General features: G+C 70.6%; 11 protein-coding genes. 2 read left to right on the forward strand and 9 right to left on the reverse strand.

Going from position 1 to position 15,759, the window contains the following annotated elements:
- The 3 genes from ACIQOU_RS14390 to ACIQOU_RS14400 form a co-directional block, all read right to left on the reverse strand.
- Positions 1 to 132 (reverse strand): hypothetical protein, encoded by a 132-nt coding sequence (locus ACIQOU_RS14390; RefSeq protein ID WP_306963308.1) that lies wholly within the window; start codon positions 130 to 132, stop codon positions 1 to 3.
- A gap of 337 nt (positions 133 to 469) precedes the next feature.
- Positions 470 to 2,101 (reverse strand): L-glutamate gamma-semialdehyde dehydrogenase, encoded by a 1,632-nt coding sequence (pruA, locus tag ACIQOU_RS14395; protein WP_401536968.1) that lies wholly within the window; start codon positions 2,099 to 2,101, stop codon positions 470 to 472.
- Between the two features lie 33 nt (positions 2,102 to 2,134).
- A complete protein-coding gene (locus ACIQOU_RS14400; RefSeq protein ID WP_401536969.1) occupies positions 2,135 to 3,061 on the reverse strand; it encodes a proline dehydrogenase family protein in 927 nt (308 codons plus the stop codon).
- Between the two features lie 178 nt (positions 3,062 to 3,239).
- Between ACIQOU_RS14400 and ACIQOU_RS14405 the strand changes: the two genes are divergently transcribed.
- Entirely contained in the window at positions 3,240 to 4,445 is a 1,206-nt protein-coding gene (locus ACIQOU_RS14405; RefSeq protein ID WP_401536971.1) for a PucR family transcriptional regulator, read from the forward strand.
- Positions 4,446 to 4,601: 156 nt separating this feature from the next.
- Here the strand turns inward: ACIQOU_RS14405 and serA are convergent, their stop codons facing one another.
- The 6 genes from serA to ACIQOU_RS14435 all read right to left on the reverse strand — a co-directional run bounded on the left by serA (position 4,602) and on the right by ACIQOU_RS14435 (position 14,605).
- A complete protein-coding gene (gene serA, locus ACIQOU_RS14410) occupies positions 4,602 to 6,191 on the reverse strand; it encodes a phosphoglycerate dehydrogenase (RefSeq protein ID WP_401536973.1) in 1,590 nt (529 codons plus the stop codon).
- A 277-nt stretch (positions 6,192 to 6,468) separates the two neighbouring features.
- Positions 6,469 to 7,467, reverse strand: coding sequence for a ketol-acid reductoisomerase (ilvC, locus tag ACIQOU_RS14415; protein WP_401536975.1), 999 nt, complete (start codon positions 7,465 to 7,467; stop codon positions 6,469 to 6,471).
- A gap of 109 nt (positions 7,468 to 7,576) precedes the next feature.
- On the reverse strand, positions 7,577 to 8,101 hold the full coding sequence (gene ilvN / locus ACIQOU_RS14420; protein WP_401536977.1) for an acetolactate synthase small subunit: 525 nt from the start codon (positions 8,099 to 8,101) through the stop codon (positions 7,577 to 7,579).
- Positions 8,102 to 8,123: 22 nt separating this feature from the next.
- Positions 8,124 to 9,980 (reverse strand): acetolactate synthase large subunit, encoded by a 1,857-nt coding sequence (locus ACIQOU_RS14425; protein WP_401536979.1) that lies wholly within the window; start codon positions 9,978 to 9,980, stop codon positions 8,124 to 8,126.
- Between the two features lie 324 nt (positions 9,981 to 10,304).
- Positions 10,305 to 13,466 carry a putative bifunctional diguanylate cyclase/phosphodiesterase gene (locus ACIQOU_RS14430; RefSeq protein ID WP_401536980.1) on the reverse strand — a complete coding sequence of 1,054 codons (3,162 nt, stop codon included), beginning with the start codon at positions 13,464 to 13,466 and terminating at the stop codon, positions 10,305 to 10,307.
- 197 nt (positions 13,467 to 13,663) lie between these two features.
- A complete protein-coding gene (locus tag ACIQOU_RS14435; RefSeq protein ID WP_401536981.1) occupies positions 13,664 to 14,605 on the reverse strand; it encodes a 2-hydroxyacid dehydrogenase in 942 nt (313 codons plus the stop codon).
- Positions 14,606 to 14,679: 74 nt separating this feature from the next.
- Between ACIQOU_RS14435 and ACIQOU_RS14440 the strand changes: the two genes are divergently transcribed.
- Positions 14,680 to 15,678: an aldo/keto reductase gene (locus ACIQOU_RS14440; protein WP_401536982.1), complete on the forward strand. Its 999-nt coding sequence runs from the start codon at positions 14,680 to 14,682 to the stop codon at positions 15,676 to 15,678.
- Positions 15,679 to 15,759 lie beyond the last annotated feature (81 nt).

The raw sequence follows: 15,759 nt of genomic DNA on the forward strand, positions 1-15,759 counted from the left end.
TCAGTGCCCGGTGGAACCGCCGTTGTCCCGGCGATCGAGGGCGCGCTGGAGCGCGGCGGCGGCGTTCTGCCGGTCGGACTCGCTGGTGCGGGACACGTGGCGGACGCGGCGGCGGACGGTCGTCTCGGCCATGGGGGTTCGACTCCTTCGGCACAAAAGGGAGTGCGGAAATGGGGGGAGATACGAGACGCCGGATGAGGCAGGGAGCGAAGCCGCAGGGGTGACCTGCTCGGGGCCCGGCTCACGACCGCCATTCGCTTGGTCGAGCGAGACGTTCGGCTTCTACAAAGCTAGGTGAGGAGACTCGGTCTGTCTCCACAATTGCTCGGACTTCCTACTATCTGAGACGGCGGCCACCTCACGGGCACCCCCAGTGCACCCCCGGTACACGAAAAGGCCTCCGCCTCCGGTGGGGGACCGGAGGCGGAGGCAGCTTGCGTGCGGGGTTCGGGCCCCGCGTCGGGCGAGGTCAGCCCATGTGCGGGTAGCCGTAGTCGGTCGGGGCGACCAGAGTCTCCTTGATGGCGCGGGTCAGGGTCCAGCGCTGGAGGTTCTGCGGGGCGCCGGCCTTGTCGTTGGTGCCGGAGGCCCGGCCGCCGCCGAAGGGCTGCTGGCCGACGACGGCGCCGGTCGACTTGTCGTTGATGTAGAAGTTGCCGGCCGCGTAGCGCAGCTTCTCCATGGTGGCGGCGGCCGCGGCGCGGTCGTTGGAGACGACCGAGCCGGTCAGGGCGTAGTCGGAGACGGCTTCCATCTGCGTCAGCATCGCGTCGTAGTGCTCGTCCTCGTAGACGTGCACGGCGAGGAACGGGCCGAAGTACTCGGTGCGGAACACCTCGTTGTCCGGGTCGGAGCACTCGACGACGGTCGGGCGGACGAAGTAGCCGACCGAGTCGTCGTAGCTGCCGCCCGCGACGATCGTGCAGGTCGGGTCCTGCTTGGCGCGGTCGATGGCGGCCTTGTTCTTGGCGAACGAACGGTCGTCGATGACGGCGCCGACGAAGTTCGTCAGGTCGGTGACATCGCCCATGGTCAGCTGGTCGACCTCGGCCGCGAACTCCTCCTTGAACCCGGAGTTCCAGATCGACGCCGGAATGTAGGCGCGGGAGGTGGCGCTGCACTTCTGGCCCTGGTACTCGAAGGCACCCCGGGTCAGGGCGGTCTTCAGGACGGCGCGGTCGGCGCTCGGGTGGGCGACGAGGAAGTCCTTGCCGCCGGTCTCGCCGACCAGCCGCGGGTAGGTCCGGTACTTCTCGATGTTGTTGCCGACCGTCTTCCACAGGTGCTGGAAGGTCCTGGTCGACCCGGTGAAGTGGATACCGGCCAGGTCCCGGTGTTCGAGGGCGACCTCGGAGACGGCGATGCCGTCGCCGGTGACGAGGTTGATGACGCCCTTGGGCAGCCCGGCCTCTTCGAGCAGCTGCATGAGCAGCACGGCGGCGTGGGTCTGCGTCGGGGACGGCTTCCACACGACGACGTTGCCCATGAGCGCCGGGGCGGTCGGGAGGTTGCCCGCGATCGCCGTGAAGTTGAAGGGCGTGATCGCGTAGACGAAGCCTTCCAGGGGGCGGTGGTCGAGGCGGTTCCAGACGCCGGGCGCGTTGGCCGGGGGCTGCTCGGCGAGGAGGTCGCGGGCGTACTTTACGTTGAAGCGCCAGAAGTCGACGAGTTCGCAGGGACAGTCGATCTCGGCCTGCTGGGCGGTCTTGGACTGGCCGAGCATGGTCGAGGCGGCGAGGGTCTCGCGCCACGGCCCCGACAGCAGTTCGGCGGCGCGCAGGATGATCGCGGCACGGTCGTCGAACGACATAGCGCGCCAGGCGGGGGCGGCGGCGAGGGCCGCGTCGATCGCGTCCTGGGCGTCCTGCCGGGTGGCGTGGCGGCCGGTGCCGAGGACGGAGGCGTGCGCGTGCGGCTGGACGACCTGGAAGGTCTCGCCGCCGCCCGGCCGCCGCTCGCCGCCGATGGTCATCGGCAGCTCGATCGGGTTCTCGGCCAGCTCCTTCAGCTTGGCCTCAAGCCGGGCGCGCTCGGGCGAGCCGGGGGCGTAGCAGTGCACCGGCTCGTTGACGGGGGTGGGGACCTGGGTCACAGCGTCCATGAGTTCCGTAACTCCTATCTGAGCAGCGGGGATTCAGCCGGTGGTGAGCATGCTGCGCGCGAAGAACCGCAGGTTGGCGGGCTTCTCGGCAAGGCGCCGCATGAAGTAGCCGTACCAGTCGGTGCCGTAGGCGGTGTAGACGCGCATGCGGTGGCCCTCGGCGGCCAGCCGCAGATGCTCGTCGCTCCGGATGCCGTAGAGCATCTGGAACTCGTAGTCGCCGGGCTTGCGTCCGGCCGTGCGGGCCAGCTCCTGGCCGATGCTGATGAGACGCGGGTCGTGGGAGCCGATCATCGGGTACCCGTCGCCGGCCATCAGAATCCTCAAGGCCCGGACGTATGCCTTGTCGATCTCGTGTTTCTGCTGGTAGGCGACGTCGGCGGGCTCCTTGTAGGCGCCCTTGACGAGCCGGACCCGGCTGCCTGCGGCGGCGAGGCGGCGGGCGTCGGCCTCGGTGCGGAACAGGTAGGCCTGGATCACACAGCCGGTCTGCGGGAAGTCGGTGCGCAGTTCCTCGTGGATGGCGAACATCGAGTCGAGGGTGGTGTGGTCCTCGGCGTCGAGGGTGACGGTGGTGCCGATGGCGGCGGCGGCCTCGACGACCGGCCGGGCATGGGCGAGGGCCAGCTCATGGCCGTTCTCCAGGGCCTGCCCGAACATCGACAGCTTGACGGACATCTCGACGCGCTCGCCGAGCCGGAGCGCCTTGAGGTGCTCGACGAGGGCGAGGTAGGCGTCGCGGGCGGCGGCGGCCTGGGCCGGGGTGGTGATGTCCTCGCCGACGACGTCCATGGTGAGGTCGAGACCGGCGGCCGTGAGCCGTTCGATGACCGGGACGATGTCGTCGACGGTCTCGCCCGGGATGAAGCGGTCGACGACCTGTCTGGTCACCGGGGCGGCCGAGATCATGCGGCGCATCCGGTCGCTGCGCGACGCGGCGAGAATCACGGGACCCAGCACGGGCCACCTCCACTACCAACCCGAACGGGGCTGTTCCCGACGATCCGGCAACAGCACGGAGAACCACGTGAAACCTATGGACCGCTTTGATCGTCGACCATCGACAGCTGTCACGCATTCGTGCCCTGGATCTCAGACAGATGTATGAAGCGCGCCCGGTTCAGGGGAGAATGCCCGAGTGACCACGGACGCGACGCCCCCGCACCACACCGGCGACTACCAGGAGTTGGTGGACGAGATCTCCGCTCTGCTGGGGGCGCCCGCGACCCTGGAGAACCGTGACTTCGAGCTGATCGCGTTCGGCGCGTACGACAGTGAGGGCGACCTCGACGCGTCGTCGCTCGACCCGGTGCGCACCCGTTCGATCCTGACCCGGCGCTCCACGGCCGCCGTCCGCTCATGGTTCGAGGGTTTCGGCATCACCCGCGCGACGGGGCCCCTCCGCATCCCGCCCACCCCCGAGGCGGGCGTCCTGCGCGGACGAATCTGCCTCCCGGTACGCCATCGGGGTGTCGTCCTCGGCTATGTCTGGCTCCTGGACGACGATCCCGGCCCCACAGCGCCCCAGCTGGCGGCGGCGATGACGGTGACGGCCCGCATCGGCGCCCTCCTCGCCGACGAGGCCCAGCACGGCGCCGACCTCACCCGCGAACTCCGCGCGGTCCTCACGGCGGAACGGGGCTGGCAACGGGACATGGCGGTGGCCGACCTGCGCACCGCCCTCGGCCCACGCGCCGACGCCCCGCACACGCTGGTCTGCGTGGCCCCCTGGCCGTCCGCCGACCCGGCCGACGCCCCGTCGGTCCGCACGATCCCGGGCGCGACGGCCCTGTGCACGATCCCGTGGGGCGCCACGGACCAGTCCCTGGCCCTGCTGATGCGCCTCCGATCCCCGGACACCCTGACCCCGGCAACGGCAGCGGCGACCCGCCTCCTGGAACGCTCGGCACCGCACACGGCGGCCGGAATCGGCGCGGCCCGCACGGGCCTGGCCGACCTGGGCTCGGCCTGGTCGGAGGCGTCAGGCGCGGCCCGCGCGGCCCTCGCCGCCCCGCATCTGGGCCCGATCGCCGAGTGGACCCGCATCGGCCCCTACCGCCTCCTGACAGCCCTCCCCCCGGAAACCCCCCAGGACCCGGCGCTGGCCCCCCTCCTCTCCCCCGCGAACCACGAACTGGCCCGCACAGCAGAGACCTACCTGGACCGAGCAGGCCAAGCAGCCCGCACAGCAGCCGAGTTGGGCATCCACCGCCAAACCCTCTACTACCGCCTCTCCCGAGTGGAAAAGCTGACGTCCCTGAACCTCAACGAGGGCGAAGACCGCCTACTCCTCCACATGGCCCTGAAGACAGCCCGCCTACAAACAAATCACCGGGCCAGCTGAAGATCTCCAGCTGGCCCGGCGACTATTCAGCAATTCCGACGGTCACTCTTCACCCGACGGGGGCTATCTCAGCCCGTCCGGCGCTTGAGGACGAGGCCGTTCAGGCCGAAGGGGGGTCTGGGGGCGGAGCCCTCAGAGGCGTGGCGTGAACCGGCGTCAGACCAGGTTCACGGAACGAGCGAACGTCGCGCCGATCTCCTCGGCGACCTCCCCCACCACGCCGGAGGCCACCGTGTCGTCCACGGTAAGGACAGCCAGCGCCTCCCCACCCACGGTGGACCGTGACACCTGCATCCCGGCGATGTTGATTCCCGCCTCACCGAGCACCCGCCCGACCGTACCGACGACCCCGGGCCGGTCCTCGTACCGCAGCACCAGCATGTGATCGGCGAGCGCGAGATCGACGTCGTACTCACCGACGGCGACGATCTTCTGGATGTTCTTCGGACCGGCCAGCGTGCCGGAGACGGACACCTCGTCGCCGCCCGAGAGGGTGCCCCGCACGGTCACGACGTTGCGGTGCTCCGACGCCTCCGAGCTGGTCGTCAGCCGCACCTCGACGCCGCGCTCCTGCGCGAACAGCGGGGCGTTGACGTACGACACGGTCTCGGCGACGACGTCCTCGAAGACGCCCTTGAGCGCGGAGAGTTCGAGCACCTTGACGTCGTGCTGGGTGATCTCGCCGTAGACCTCGACGTCGAGGCGGACGGCGACCTCACCGGCGAGCGCGGTGAAGATGCGGCCGAGGCGCTCGGCGAGGGGCAGTCCGGGCTTAACGTCCTCGGCGATGACCCCGCCCTGGACGTTCACCGCGTCGGGGACCAGCTCGCCGGCGAGGGCGAGGCGGACCGACCTGGCGACGGCGATACCGGCCTTCTCCTGCGCCTCGTCGGTGGAGGCGCCGAGGTGCGGGGTGGCGACGACCTGGTCGAACTCGAAGAGCGGGGAGTCCGTGCAGGGCTCCTTCGCGTACACGTCGAGTCCGGCGCCGGCGACGCGGCCTTCCTTGAGCGCCGAGTACAGCGCCGTTTCGTCGACGATGCCACCGCGGGCGGCGTTGACGATCCGCACGCTCGGCTTGACCTTGCGCAGCGCCTCGTCGCCGATGAGACCGATGGTCTCGGGCGTCTTGGGCAGGTGCACGGTGATGAAGTCGGAGACTTCGAGCAGCTCGTCGAGGGAGAGGACCTTGACGCCCATCTGCGCGGCGCGCGCGGGCTGCACGTAGGGGTCGTAGGCGACGACCTTCATGCCGAACGCCGACATCCGCTGGGCGACCAGCGCGCCGATGCGGCCGAGGCCGACGACGCCGAGGGTCTTCTCGGCCAGCTCGACGCCGGTGTACTTGCTGCGCTTCCACTCGCCGGCCTTGAGGGCCTGGCTGCCCTGCGGGATGTTGCGCGCGGTGGCGATGAGCAGACCGCAGGCCAGCTCGGCGGCGGTGACGATGTTGGAGGTCGGAGCGTTGACGACCATCACGCCGGCCTTGGTGGCGGCGGAGACGTCGACGTTGTCCAGGCCCACGCCGGCGCGGGCGACGACCTTGAGCCTGCTCGCGGCGGCCACCGCCTCGGCGTCGACCTTGGTCGCTGAGCGGATCAGGATCGCGTCGACGTCGGCGATGGCGGGGAGCAGCTCGGCGCGGTCGGCGCCGTTGCAGTGCCGGATCTCGAAGTCCGGACCGAGCGCGTCCACGGTCGCGGGCGACAGTTCTTCAGCGATGAGTACGACAGGTTTCGAGCTCACGTGAGTCCTCACAAGTCCATTGCGTGCGGACGGCCGTCCCGACGGCCGCATGCGGTGGAGGGGAAAGCGACGCCAGGGGGTGCGCACCCGCAGTCCCTCGGTGTCGCCTAGCCGCGTGGAAGACGCACGACGCTGTGGGCCTGACGCGTGTTGGTGCAGCAAGTCTAGTGGCGTCGCGCGCGCCGGTTCACGCCGCTGCGGAAGGATCACCCGTCCGAGACCGGACAGGCGGGACAAAGGGGCCGGAGCGTGTGCTCCGGCCCCTGGCCCTGGAGGCTCAGGCCTCTTCGTTCACCCACGACATCAGCTTGCGGAGCTGCTTGCCGGTGGTCTCCAGCAGGTGCTCGGAGTCCTGCTGCTTGTACTCGTTGTACTTCTTCAGACCGCCGTGGTACTCGTCCATCCAGTTCTTGGCGAAGGTGCCGTCCTGGATCTCGGCGAGGATCTGCTTCATCTCGGCCTTGGTGGCGTCGGTGATGATCCGCGGGCCGGTGACGTAGTCGCCCCACTCGGCGGTCTCGGAGATCGACCAGCGCATCTTCTCCAGGCCGCCCTCGTACATGAGGTCGACGATCAGCTTCAGCTCGTGCAGGCACTCGAAGTAGGCGATCTCCGGCTGGTAGCCGGCCTCGGTCAGGGTCTCGAAGCCCGCCTTGACCAGGGCCGCGGTGCCACCGCAGAGGACGGCCTGCTCGCCGAAGAGGTCGGTCTCGGTCTCCTCGGTGAAGGTCGTCTTGATGACGCCGGCGCGGGTGCCGCCGATGCCCTTGGCGTAGGACAGGGCGAGCGCGAAGGCGTTGCCGGAGGCGTCCTGCTCGACGGCGGCGATACAGGGAACGCCGCGGCCCTCCTCGTACTGGCGGCGGACCAGGTGGCCCGGGCCCTTGGGGGCGACCATGCAGACGTCGACGCCGGCCGGCGGCTTGATGAAGCCGAAGCGGATGTTCAGGCCGTGGCCGAAGAACAGCGCGTCGCCGTCGTTGAGGTGGGGGGCGATGTCCTTCTCGTAGACCTGGGCCTGGATCGGGTCCGGGACGAGGATCATGATGACGTCGGCCTCGGTGGCGGCCTCGGCGACGGTGACCACGCGCAGGCCCTGCTCCTCGGCCTTGGCCTTGGACGTGGAGCCCTCGTGCAGGCCGACGCGCACGTCGACGCCCGAGTCGCGCAGCGACAGCGCGTGGGCGTGGCCCTGGCTGCCGTATCCGATGACCGCGACCTTGCGGCCCTGGATGATGGACAGGTCGGCGTCGGCGTCGTAGAACAGCTCGGCCACTTTGGGTTCTCTCCTTGTGTACAGGTGTCGCGTTCCACCGTATGCCGGTGGGCGGAAGGTGCGTTTCGGGGTCTCGGCATACGGGCGGCCGGGGCCGCCCGTGCGCCGGTTACGCGGTCCGGTCGAGCGCCCGCAGCGACCGGTCGGTGATGGAGCGGGCGCCGCGGCCGATGGCGATCGTGCCGGACTGGACCAGCTCCTTGATACCGAAGGGTTCCAGCATCTTGAGCATGGCGGTCAGCTTCTCGCCGGAGCCGGTGGCCTCGATGGTGACGGCCTCCGGGGAGACGTCGACCGTCTTGGCGCGGAACAGCTGGACGATCTCGACGATCTGGGAGCGCGTCTCGTTGTCGGCGCGCACCTTCACCAGAACGAGTTCGCGCTGAACGGCGTGGGCCGGTTCCAGTTCGACGATCTTCAGGACGTTGACGAGCTTGTTGAGCTGCTTGGTGACCTGTTCGAGCGGGAGTTCCTCGACGCCCACCACGATGGTGATGCGGGAGATGTCGGGGTGCTCGGTGACGCCGACGGCGAGGGAGTCGATGTTGAAGCCGCGGCGGGAGAAGAGGGCGGCGATCCGGGCGAGGATGCCGGGGGTGTTCTCGACCAGGACCGAGAGCGTGTGCTTGGACATGTCGTTCGTCTTCTCTCTCGGCTCAGTCGTCTGCGGAGTCGCCGAAGTCGGGGCGCAGGTCCCGGGCGGCCATGATCTCGTTGTTGGAGGTGCCGGCGGCGACCATCGGCCAGACCATCGCGTCCTCGTGGACGATGAAGTCGATGACGACGGGGCGGTCGTTGATCGAGTTCGCCTCCTCGATGACCTTGTCGAGGTCGTCGGGGGACTCGCAGCGGATCGCGTGGCAGCCCATGGCCTCGGACAGCTTGACGAAGTCGGGGACGCGGGTGCCGGCGTTCTGCGGGGTGCCCTCGGCGCCGGGGCCGCTGTGCAGCACGGTGTTGGAGTAGCGCTGGTTGTAGAAGAGGGTCTGCCACTGGCGGACCATGCCGAGGGCGCCGTTGTTGATGATGGCGACCTTGATCGGGATGTTGTTCAGGGCGCAGGTGGTCAGTTCCTGGTTGGTCATCTGGAAGCAGCCGTCGCCGTCGATCGCCCAGACGGTCCGGTCGGGGACGCCGGCCTTGGCGCCCATGGCGGCCGGGACGGCGTAGCCCATGGTGCCCGCGCCGCCGGAGTTGAGCCAGGTGGCGGGCTTCTCGTACTGGATGAAGTGCGCGGACCACATCTGGTGCTGGCCGACGCCGGCCGCGAAGACGGTGCCCTCGGGGGCGAGTTGGCCGATGCGCTCGATGACCTGCTGCGGGGAGAGGGAGCCGTCGGCGGGCTGGTCGTAGCCGAGCGGGTAGGTCTCGCGCCACCGGCTCAGGTCCTTCCACCAGGCGCTGTAGTCGCCCTGGTGGCCGTCGCCGTGCTCCTTCTGGACGGCCTGCACGAGGTCGGCGATGACCTCGCGGGCGTCCCCGACGATCGGCACGTCGGCCTCGCGGTTCTTGCCGATCTCCGCCGGGTCGATGTCGGCGTGGACGATCTTGGCGTACGGGGCGAAGCTGTCCAGCCTGCCGGTGACGCGGTCGTCGAAGCGGGCGCCGAGGGCGACGATCAGATCGGCCCGCTGGAGCGCGGTGACGGCGGTGACCGCACCGTGCATGCCGGGCATCCCCACGTGCAGCGGGTGGCTGTCGGGGAACGCGCCGAGCGCCATCAGGGTGGTGGTGACGGGCGCGCCGGTCAGCTCGGCGAGAACCTTCAGCTCGGCGGTGGCCTGCGCCTTGATGACGCCGCCGCCGACGTAGAGGACCGGGCGCTTGGCGGCGGTGATGAGCTTGGCGGCCTCGCGGATCTGCTTGGCGTGCGGCTTGGTCACCGGGCGGTAGCCGGGCAGGTCCATGACCGGCGGCCAGGAGAACGTGGTCTGCGCCTGGAGGGCGTCCTTGGCGATGTCGACGAGGACCGGGCCGGGGCGTCCGGTGGAGGCGATGTGGAACGCCTGGGCGATCACCCGGGGGATGTCCTCGGCCTTGGTGACCAGGAAGTTGTGCTTGGTGATCGGCATGGTGATGCCGACGATGTCCGCCTCCTGGAAGGCGTCCGTGCCGATGGCCTTGGAGGCGACCTGGCCGGTGATCGCGACCAGCGGCACGGAGTCCATGTGCGCGTCGGCGATCGGGGTGACCAGGTTGGTGGCGCCGGGACCGCTCGTCGCCATGCAGACGCCGACCTTGCCGGTGGCCTGGGCGTAGCCGGTGGCGGCGTGTCCCGCGCCCTGCTCGTGGCGGACGAGGACATGGCGGACCCGGGTGGAGTCCATCAGCGGGTCGTAGGCGGGAAGGATGGCGCCGCCGGGAATGCCGAATACCGTGCCGGCCCCGACCTCCTCAAGAGAGCGGATGAGGGACTGCGCACCCGTGACCCGCTCGGGGGCGGAGTGCTGTCCTCCGGATCGGGGCCGCGGCTGCGGATGCGGGGCCCCGGTGGCCTGCTCGGTCATCGGCATTCTCTTCTCGATGCTGAGGGTTTTATGCGAGTTTTGTACGATATTCGACTGCCACGCCACAGGTGCCTGTGCAACAAAAAACCCCTCGTGCCGTAGGGCAAGCGAGGGGAGCGCGCCGGGGTGTGGTCGCCAGGATTTCCGGGTCCGTCCGGAAGTCACCAGCTCAGCCGACGCGCTGTCCAAGTACGAGAATTCGGGTGCGCATGGAATCGACCTTCTCCCCCACGCGCACCCAGTGTCAAGCGGGTGGGACGGGAGTCTCATCATGTGAACGACGCATCCGTTCACTTCCGATGAGGCACCCGTCCGCTTCCTGTGACGTGCTCACCGCCGGGGCGCCGCCGTCGGCGTGGAGGCGACGACCGCGCTCAGCCCGTCGGACCTGCGCGCGACCACGCCCTCGACGCCGACGCGCCCTTCCAGCTCCCGCAGCCCGCCCGCGAACGCCGGTTCGACGGGACCGTGCGGCACCGGATAGTGCCCGGAGCCGAGCGCCCGGCGCAGCCGGTACTCGTCGAGCGGGCCGGAGAACGCCATCCCCTGCCCGTGCGTGCAGCCCATCGCGCGCAGCGCCACGACCTGCTCCGGCAGATCCACCCCGTCGGCCACGGACTGGAGCCCGAGATCGCCCGCGATGCGCAGCAGCCCGCTGGTGATCTTGTGCAGCCGCGCCGACTCGACGACGCCCTCGACCAGACCGCGGTCGAGCCTGAGCACGTCGACGGGGAGTCTGCGCAGCGCCGTGATGGCCGCGTAGCCGCTGCCGAAGCCGTCCAGGGCGATCCGTACGCCGAGCCGCCTGAGCGCCGCCAGACGCCGTTCCAGCTCGTCCAGGCTGACCCGGGGGTCGGTGTCGGACAGCTCGATCACCAGGGACCCCGACGGCAGCCCGTGCCGGGTCAGCAGCGCCTCGACGGAGCCCAGCGGCATCGACCGGTCCAGCAGCCGCCGCGCGCTCAGCCGCACGGCCACCGGCACGGTGATGCCGGTCGCCGCCCGCTCGGCCGCCCGTTCGACGGCCTCCTCCAGGACCCAGCGGCCCAGCTCCTGTGTCTTGTCGCTGTCCTCGGCGACCCGCAGGAACTCCGCCGGGGTGAAGAGCACCCCCTGTGAGGAGCGCCAGCGGGCCTGTGCGGTGAGCGAGTCGATACGGCCGTCGGCGAGCGAGACGACGGGCTGGTGCAGCAGCGTGAACTCGCCGTCGTGCAGGGCGGCCCGCAGCCGGGTGGCCAACTCCGCCTTGCGCACCACGTCCTGCTGCATCTGCGGCGCGTACAGCTCGACGCGCCCCTTGCCCGCCGCCTTGGCCCGGTACATCGCCAGGTCGGCGTTGCGCAGCAACTCGCCCGCGCCCAGGCCAGGTTCGGCGAAGGCGACGCCGATGGAGGCGGCCACCCGGACGTCGTTGCCGTCGATCAGGTACGGCTGGGACAGGGTGACCCGCAGCCGGTCGGCGAGGTCCATGATGTGCCGTTCCCGGGCGGCCGAGTCCCGGGTGCCGTCCCCGACGATGAGCGCGGCGAACTCGTCGCCGCCGAGCCGGGAGGCGGTGTCGCCGTGCCGGACCGCGTCCTGGAGCCGGTGCGCGGCCTGTACGAGGAGTTCGTCGCCGGCCTGGTGGCCGATGGTGTCGTTGACGGCCTTGAAGCCGTCGAGGTCGATGAAGAGCACGGCGGTGCCGCGCAGGTGGGCGCCGCGGTCGGAGGCGCGACGGCCGGACAGGGCCTGCTGGACGCGCCGGGTGAACAGCGCGCGGTTGGGCAGGTCGGTGAGCGGGTCGTGCTCCGCGTTGTGCTGCAACTGCGCCTGGAGGCGGACGCGTTCGGTGACGTCCCGGCTGTTGAAGATGAGGCCGCCGTGGTGCCGGTTGACGGTGGACTCGACGTTGAGCCAGCCGTCGTCGCCGGAGCGGAAGCGGCATTCGATGCGGGTGGTGGGTTCGGTGAGGGGGCTGGCGGCGAGGAAACGGCGCACCTCGTGCACCACGCAGCCCAGGTCCTCCGGGTGGATGAGGGTGGCCAGCTCGCTGCCGACGAGGTCCTCGGCCGGGCGGCCGTAGACGCCGGCGGCGGCCGGGGAGACGTAGCGCAGTATGCCGCTCGGGGCGGCGATCATGATGACGTCGCTGGAGCCCTGCACCAGGGAGCGGAAGTGGTTCTCCTTCTGCGCCAACTCCTGGGTGAGGGTGATGTTGTCGAGCAGCATGATGCCCTGGCGGACCACCAGCGCGAGGACCACCGTGCCGCCGGTGATCAGCACCACCCGGTCGACGCTGCGGCCGTTGAGGACGTTGTAGAGAATCCCCAACGTGCAGACGGCGGCGGCCAGATAGGGCGTCAGCGCGGCCAGCGAGCCGGCGATCGGCCGGGAGACCGGGTAGCGGCTGTGGTCACCGCCCTGCGGCGGGGCCGGGTGCGGGCGTCCCGGGACGTGTTCGCGCACCACGCGGGTGTGCGGTTCGCGTTCCGGTCCGTCGTCGTCCGGGAAGGCGTGCCGGGGCGCTGCCCAGGGCGCGTAGGCGAGCAGCAGGGAGCCCGCGAACCAGCCGGCGTCCAGGAGTTGGCCCGAGCGGTAGTCGTTGTGCAGCAGCGGTGAGGTGAACAGGGCGTCGCTCATCACGGTCAGCGCGAGGGCGCCGATCGCCATGTTGACCGCCGTGCGGTTCACCGCCGAGCGCCGGAAGTGCAGCGCGAGGACCATGCTGACCAGGGCGATGTCCAGCAGCGGATACGCCAGGGACAGTGCGGTGTGCGCGACGCTCGGGCCGTCGAACTTGGCGGCCTGGGCGAGCGCGAGGCTCCACGACAGCGTCAGCAGGGAGCCGCCGATCAGCCAGGCGTCCAGGCCGAGGCAGACCCAACCGGCCTTGGTCACCGGGCGTTTGGCGAGCACCAGGAGTCCCACGATGGCGGGCGGCGCGAAGCACAGGAAGAACAGATCGGCGAAGCTGGGAGTGGGCACCGGACGCTCCAGAACGACCTCGTACCACCCCCAGACCCCGTTGCCGAGGGATGCCATCGCCGAGGAGAGGGCGAACAGCAGCCAGGCGGGTCGAAAGCGGATACGGCGCGTGCGCGCGTAGAAGAAACAGGACACCGCGGCGGTGCCCGCGGCGGCGCTCAGCCCGAAGTCACCCATGACCATGGCGACTTGCTTGGAGCCCCAGCCGAGCGCCGAGCCTACGGCGTATCCGCCGCAGACCAGGGCCAGCAGGAGTTGGTGGACCAGGCTCGTCCAGCCGGCGGTGGCCGGTGGCGGGAGCGGGGTCCCGGGTGCGGGGTGGGCCCGCGGTGTCGGCTCGAATGTGGTGAGGGGGGTCGGTGTGGTCACCGGGTCCTCCCGGTACGCGCTGTTCCAGGGTTCCGATGTGCCGGATGTCCGTGCGTTCTGCCCGCGCTGTGCCTTCGGAGGTACCGGCCGCGATTGCGCGCGGCCGGGCACCCGGGTCGCCGTCGGCGGCTCCGCCGCGTCGGATCGTTCGTCCATAGGCCGTGCATCGCCCGTCGCCCCCCTCACAGTCTCCATGTCATCCCCGGCGCCGAGTCGTTGCACGGCGCAGCCCCTGCCCGGACGATACACCAGACTCGTCACTCAGGGACATAGTTCCTCTACGCTCCGTGACGACCAGCGGAGATGTGGGCACGGTACGCGCCGGAAGGGTTGCTGAGGGTGCCGGAAGCGGGCTACGAGCCCGTCGTCAGGATCACGTTCCGCAGTGGTTCACGGTTCACGAAACGGGTCAACTGGTCGGCCAGCAACCGTTCGGCGCGCGGTCGGAACGCGGAGGTGGGTCCGCCGACGTGCGGACTGATCAAGACGCCGGGCGCGGTCCACAGCGGGTGTTCGCGGGGCAGCGGTTCGGGGTCGGTGACGTCGAGGGCGGCGGTGATCCGGCCGTCGGCCAGTTCGGCGAGGAGCGCCTTGGTCTCGACGACGGGGCCGCGGGCGACGTTCACCAGGAGGGCGCCGTCCTTCATGCGGGCCAGGAAGCCGGCGTCGACGAGGTGACGGGTGGTGTCGGTGAGGGGCGTGGAGAGGATGACGACGTCGGCCTCGGGCAGCAGCGCGGGCAGGTCGGTGAACGGGTGCACCGGACCGCGCTCCGTGGTGCGCGCCGAGCGCGCGACGCGGATCACCCGGGTGACCTCGAACGGCAGGAGCCGGTCCTCGATCGCCGACCCGATCGAGCCGTACCCGACGATCATGACCGTGCGGTCCGCGAGCGACGGCCGGAAACCGCCGTTCCACTCGCCCCGGTCCTGGGCCCGCACGAAGCCGGGGACGCCGCGCAGGGAGGACAGGGTCAGGGTGAGCGCCAGCTCGGCGGTGCTCGCCTCGTGCACCCCGCGCGCGTTGCAGACCCGTACGCCGGTGGGGAGTTGACCGAGGGCGGGGAGGAGGAAGTCGACGCCGGCCGAGAGCGTCTGGACGACCTGGACGCCGGTCAGCTCGGGCAGCGGGCGCAGGGTGACCGGGTCGGGCGTCATGTAGGGGACGACGTAGAAGGCGCAGTCAGCCGGGTCGGCCGGGTACTCCTCGGCGCCGTTCCAGTAGTGGTAGCGGGGGCCTTCGGGGAGGCCGTCGATCTCGTCGGGGGGCAGCGGGAGCCATACGTCAGCAGTCATGCCAGGAGGCTATGTCAGGACGCCGGGAGGCCAGAGGTTAGGTTGGGGGCCGGGCAGAGGAGGGTCACGGGCAGGTGGAGCGCAGGACGATCGGCGCGGGGGCGCTCGCGGTGGGGGCCGTCGGACTCGGGTGCATGCCGATGAACTGGGGGTACAACGGGTCGCGGCAGCGCATGGACGAGTCGCTCAGGGCGGCGCACCGGGCGCTGGACCTGGGCGCGACGCTGCTGGACACCGCCGACATGTACGGGCCGTTCACCAACGAGCTTTTACTGGGGCGGGTGTTGCGGCAGCGGCGTGCCGACGCGTTCGTGTCGACGAAGGTCGGTCTGCTCGTCGGCGACCAGCACCTCGTGGCCAACGGCCGCCCCGGCTATGTGAAACGGGCCTGCGACGCGTCTCTTCGACGGCTCGGCACCGAGGTCATCGACCTCTACCAGCTGCACCGCGCCGACCCCGAGGTGCCCATAGAGGAGACCTGGGGCGCGATGGCGGAGCTGGTCGGGGCCGGGAAGGTGCGCGCGCTCGGGCTGTGCGCCGTGGGGGCGCGCGGCTCCCGGCGGGCGCGGGGCGGGCCGCACGACTCGACCTTGCGCCAACTGCGGCGCGTCCAGCAGGTGTTCCCGGTGAGCGCGGTGCAGGCCGAGTTGTCGGTGTGGTCGCCCGAGGCGCTCCGGGAGCTGCTGCCGTGGTGCACCGAGCGGGGCATCGGCTTCCTCGCCGCGATGCCGCTCGGCAACGGCTATCTGACCGGGACGCTCACCCCGGGCGAGGGGTTCGAACCGGACGACCTGCGGGCCCGGCACCCTCGGTTCACGGCCGAGATGATGGCCGCGAACCAGCCGATCGTGGTGGGCCTGCGCCGCATCGCCGCCCGCCACGGCAGGAACGTCACTCCGGCCCAGGTCGCCCTGGCCTGGGTCCTCGCCCAGGGCCACCACGTGATCCCGGTCCCCGGCACCAAACACGAACGCTGGGTGACGGAGAACAGCGCGTCCACCCAACTCCACCTAACCCCGCAAGACCTCACCGAACTGGCCCACCTACCACGAGCGTTGGGCTCCTGGGACTGAGGCGCGACGGGGCGAGGGGGGGCGGACGGGAGTCCACTGGGGCCGACGGGGCCGACGGGGCCGACGGGGCCGACGGGGCCG

It is taken from the genome of Streptomyces sp. NPDC091279 (assembly GCF_044757465.1).
Classification (GTDB): domain Bacteria; phylum Actinomycetota; class Actinomycetes; order Streptomycetales; family Streptomycetaceae; genus Streptomyces.

Excerpts from the sequence above, each read along its gene's own strand:
- ACIQOU_RS14390 (WP_306963308.1), bottom strand. The coding sequence starts at position 132 with ATGGCCGAGACGACCGTCCGCCGCCGCGTCCGCCACGTGTCCCGCACC.
- pruA (WP_401536968.1), bottom strand. The coding sequence starts at position 2,101 with ATGGACGCTGTGACCCAGGTCCCCACCCCCGTCAACGAGCCGGTGCAC.
- ilvN (WP_401536977.1), bottom strand. The coding sequence starts at position 8,101 with ATGTCCAAGCACACGCTCTCGGTCCTGGTCGAGAACACCCCCGGCATC.
- ACIQOU_RS14425 (WP_401536979.1), bottom strand. The coding sequence starts at position 9,980 with ATGCCGATGACCGAGCAGGCCACCGGGGCCCCGCATCCGCAGCCGCGG.
- ACIQOU_RS14430 (WP_401536980.1), bottom strand. The coding sequence starts at position 13,466 with ATGGACGAACGATCCGACGCGGCGGAGCCGCCGACGGCGACCCGGGTG.
- ACIQOU_RS14435 (WP_401536981.1), bottom strand. The coding sequence starts at position 14,605 with ATGACTGCTGACGTATGGCTCCCGCTGCCCCCCGACGAGATCGACGGC.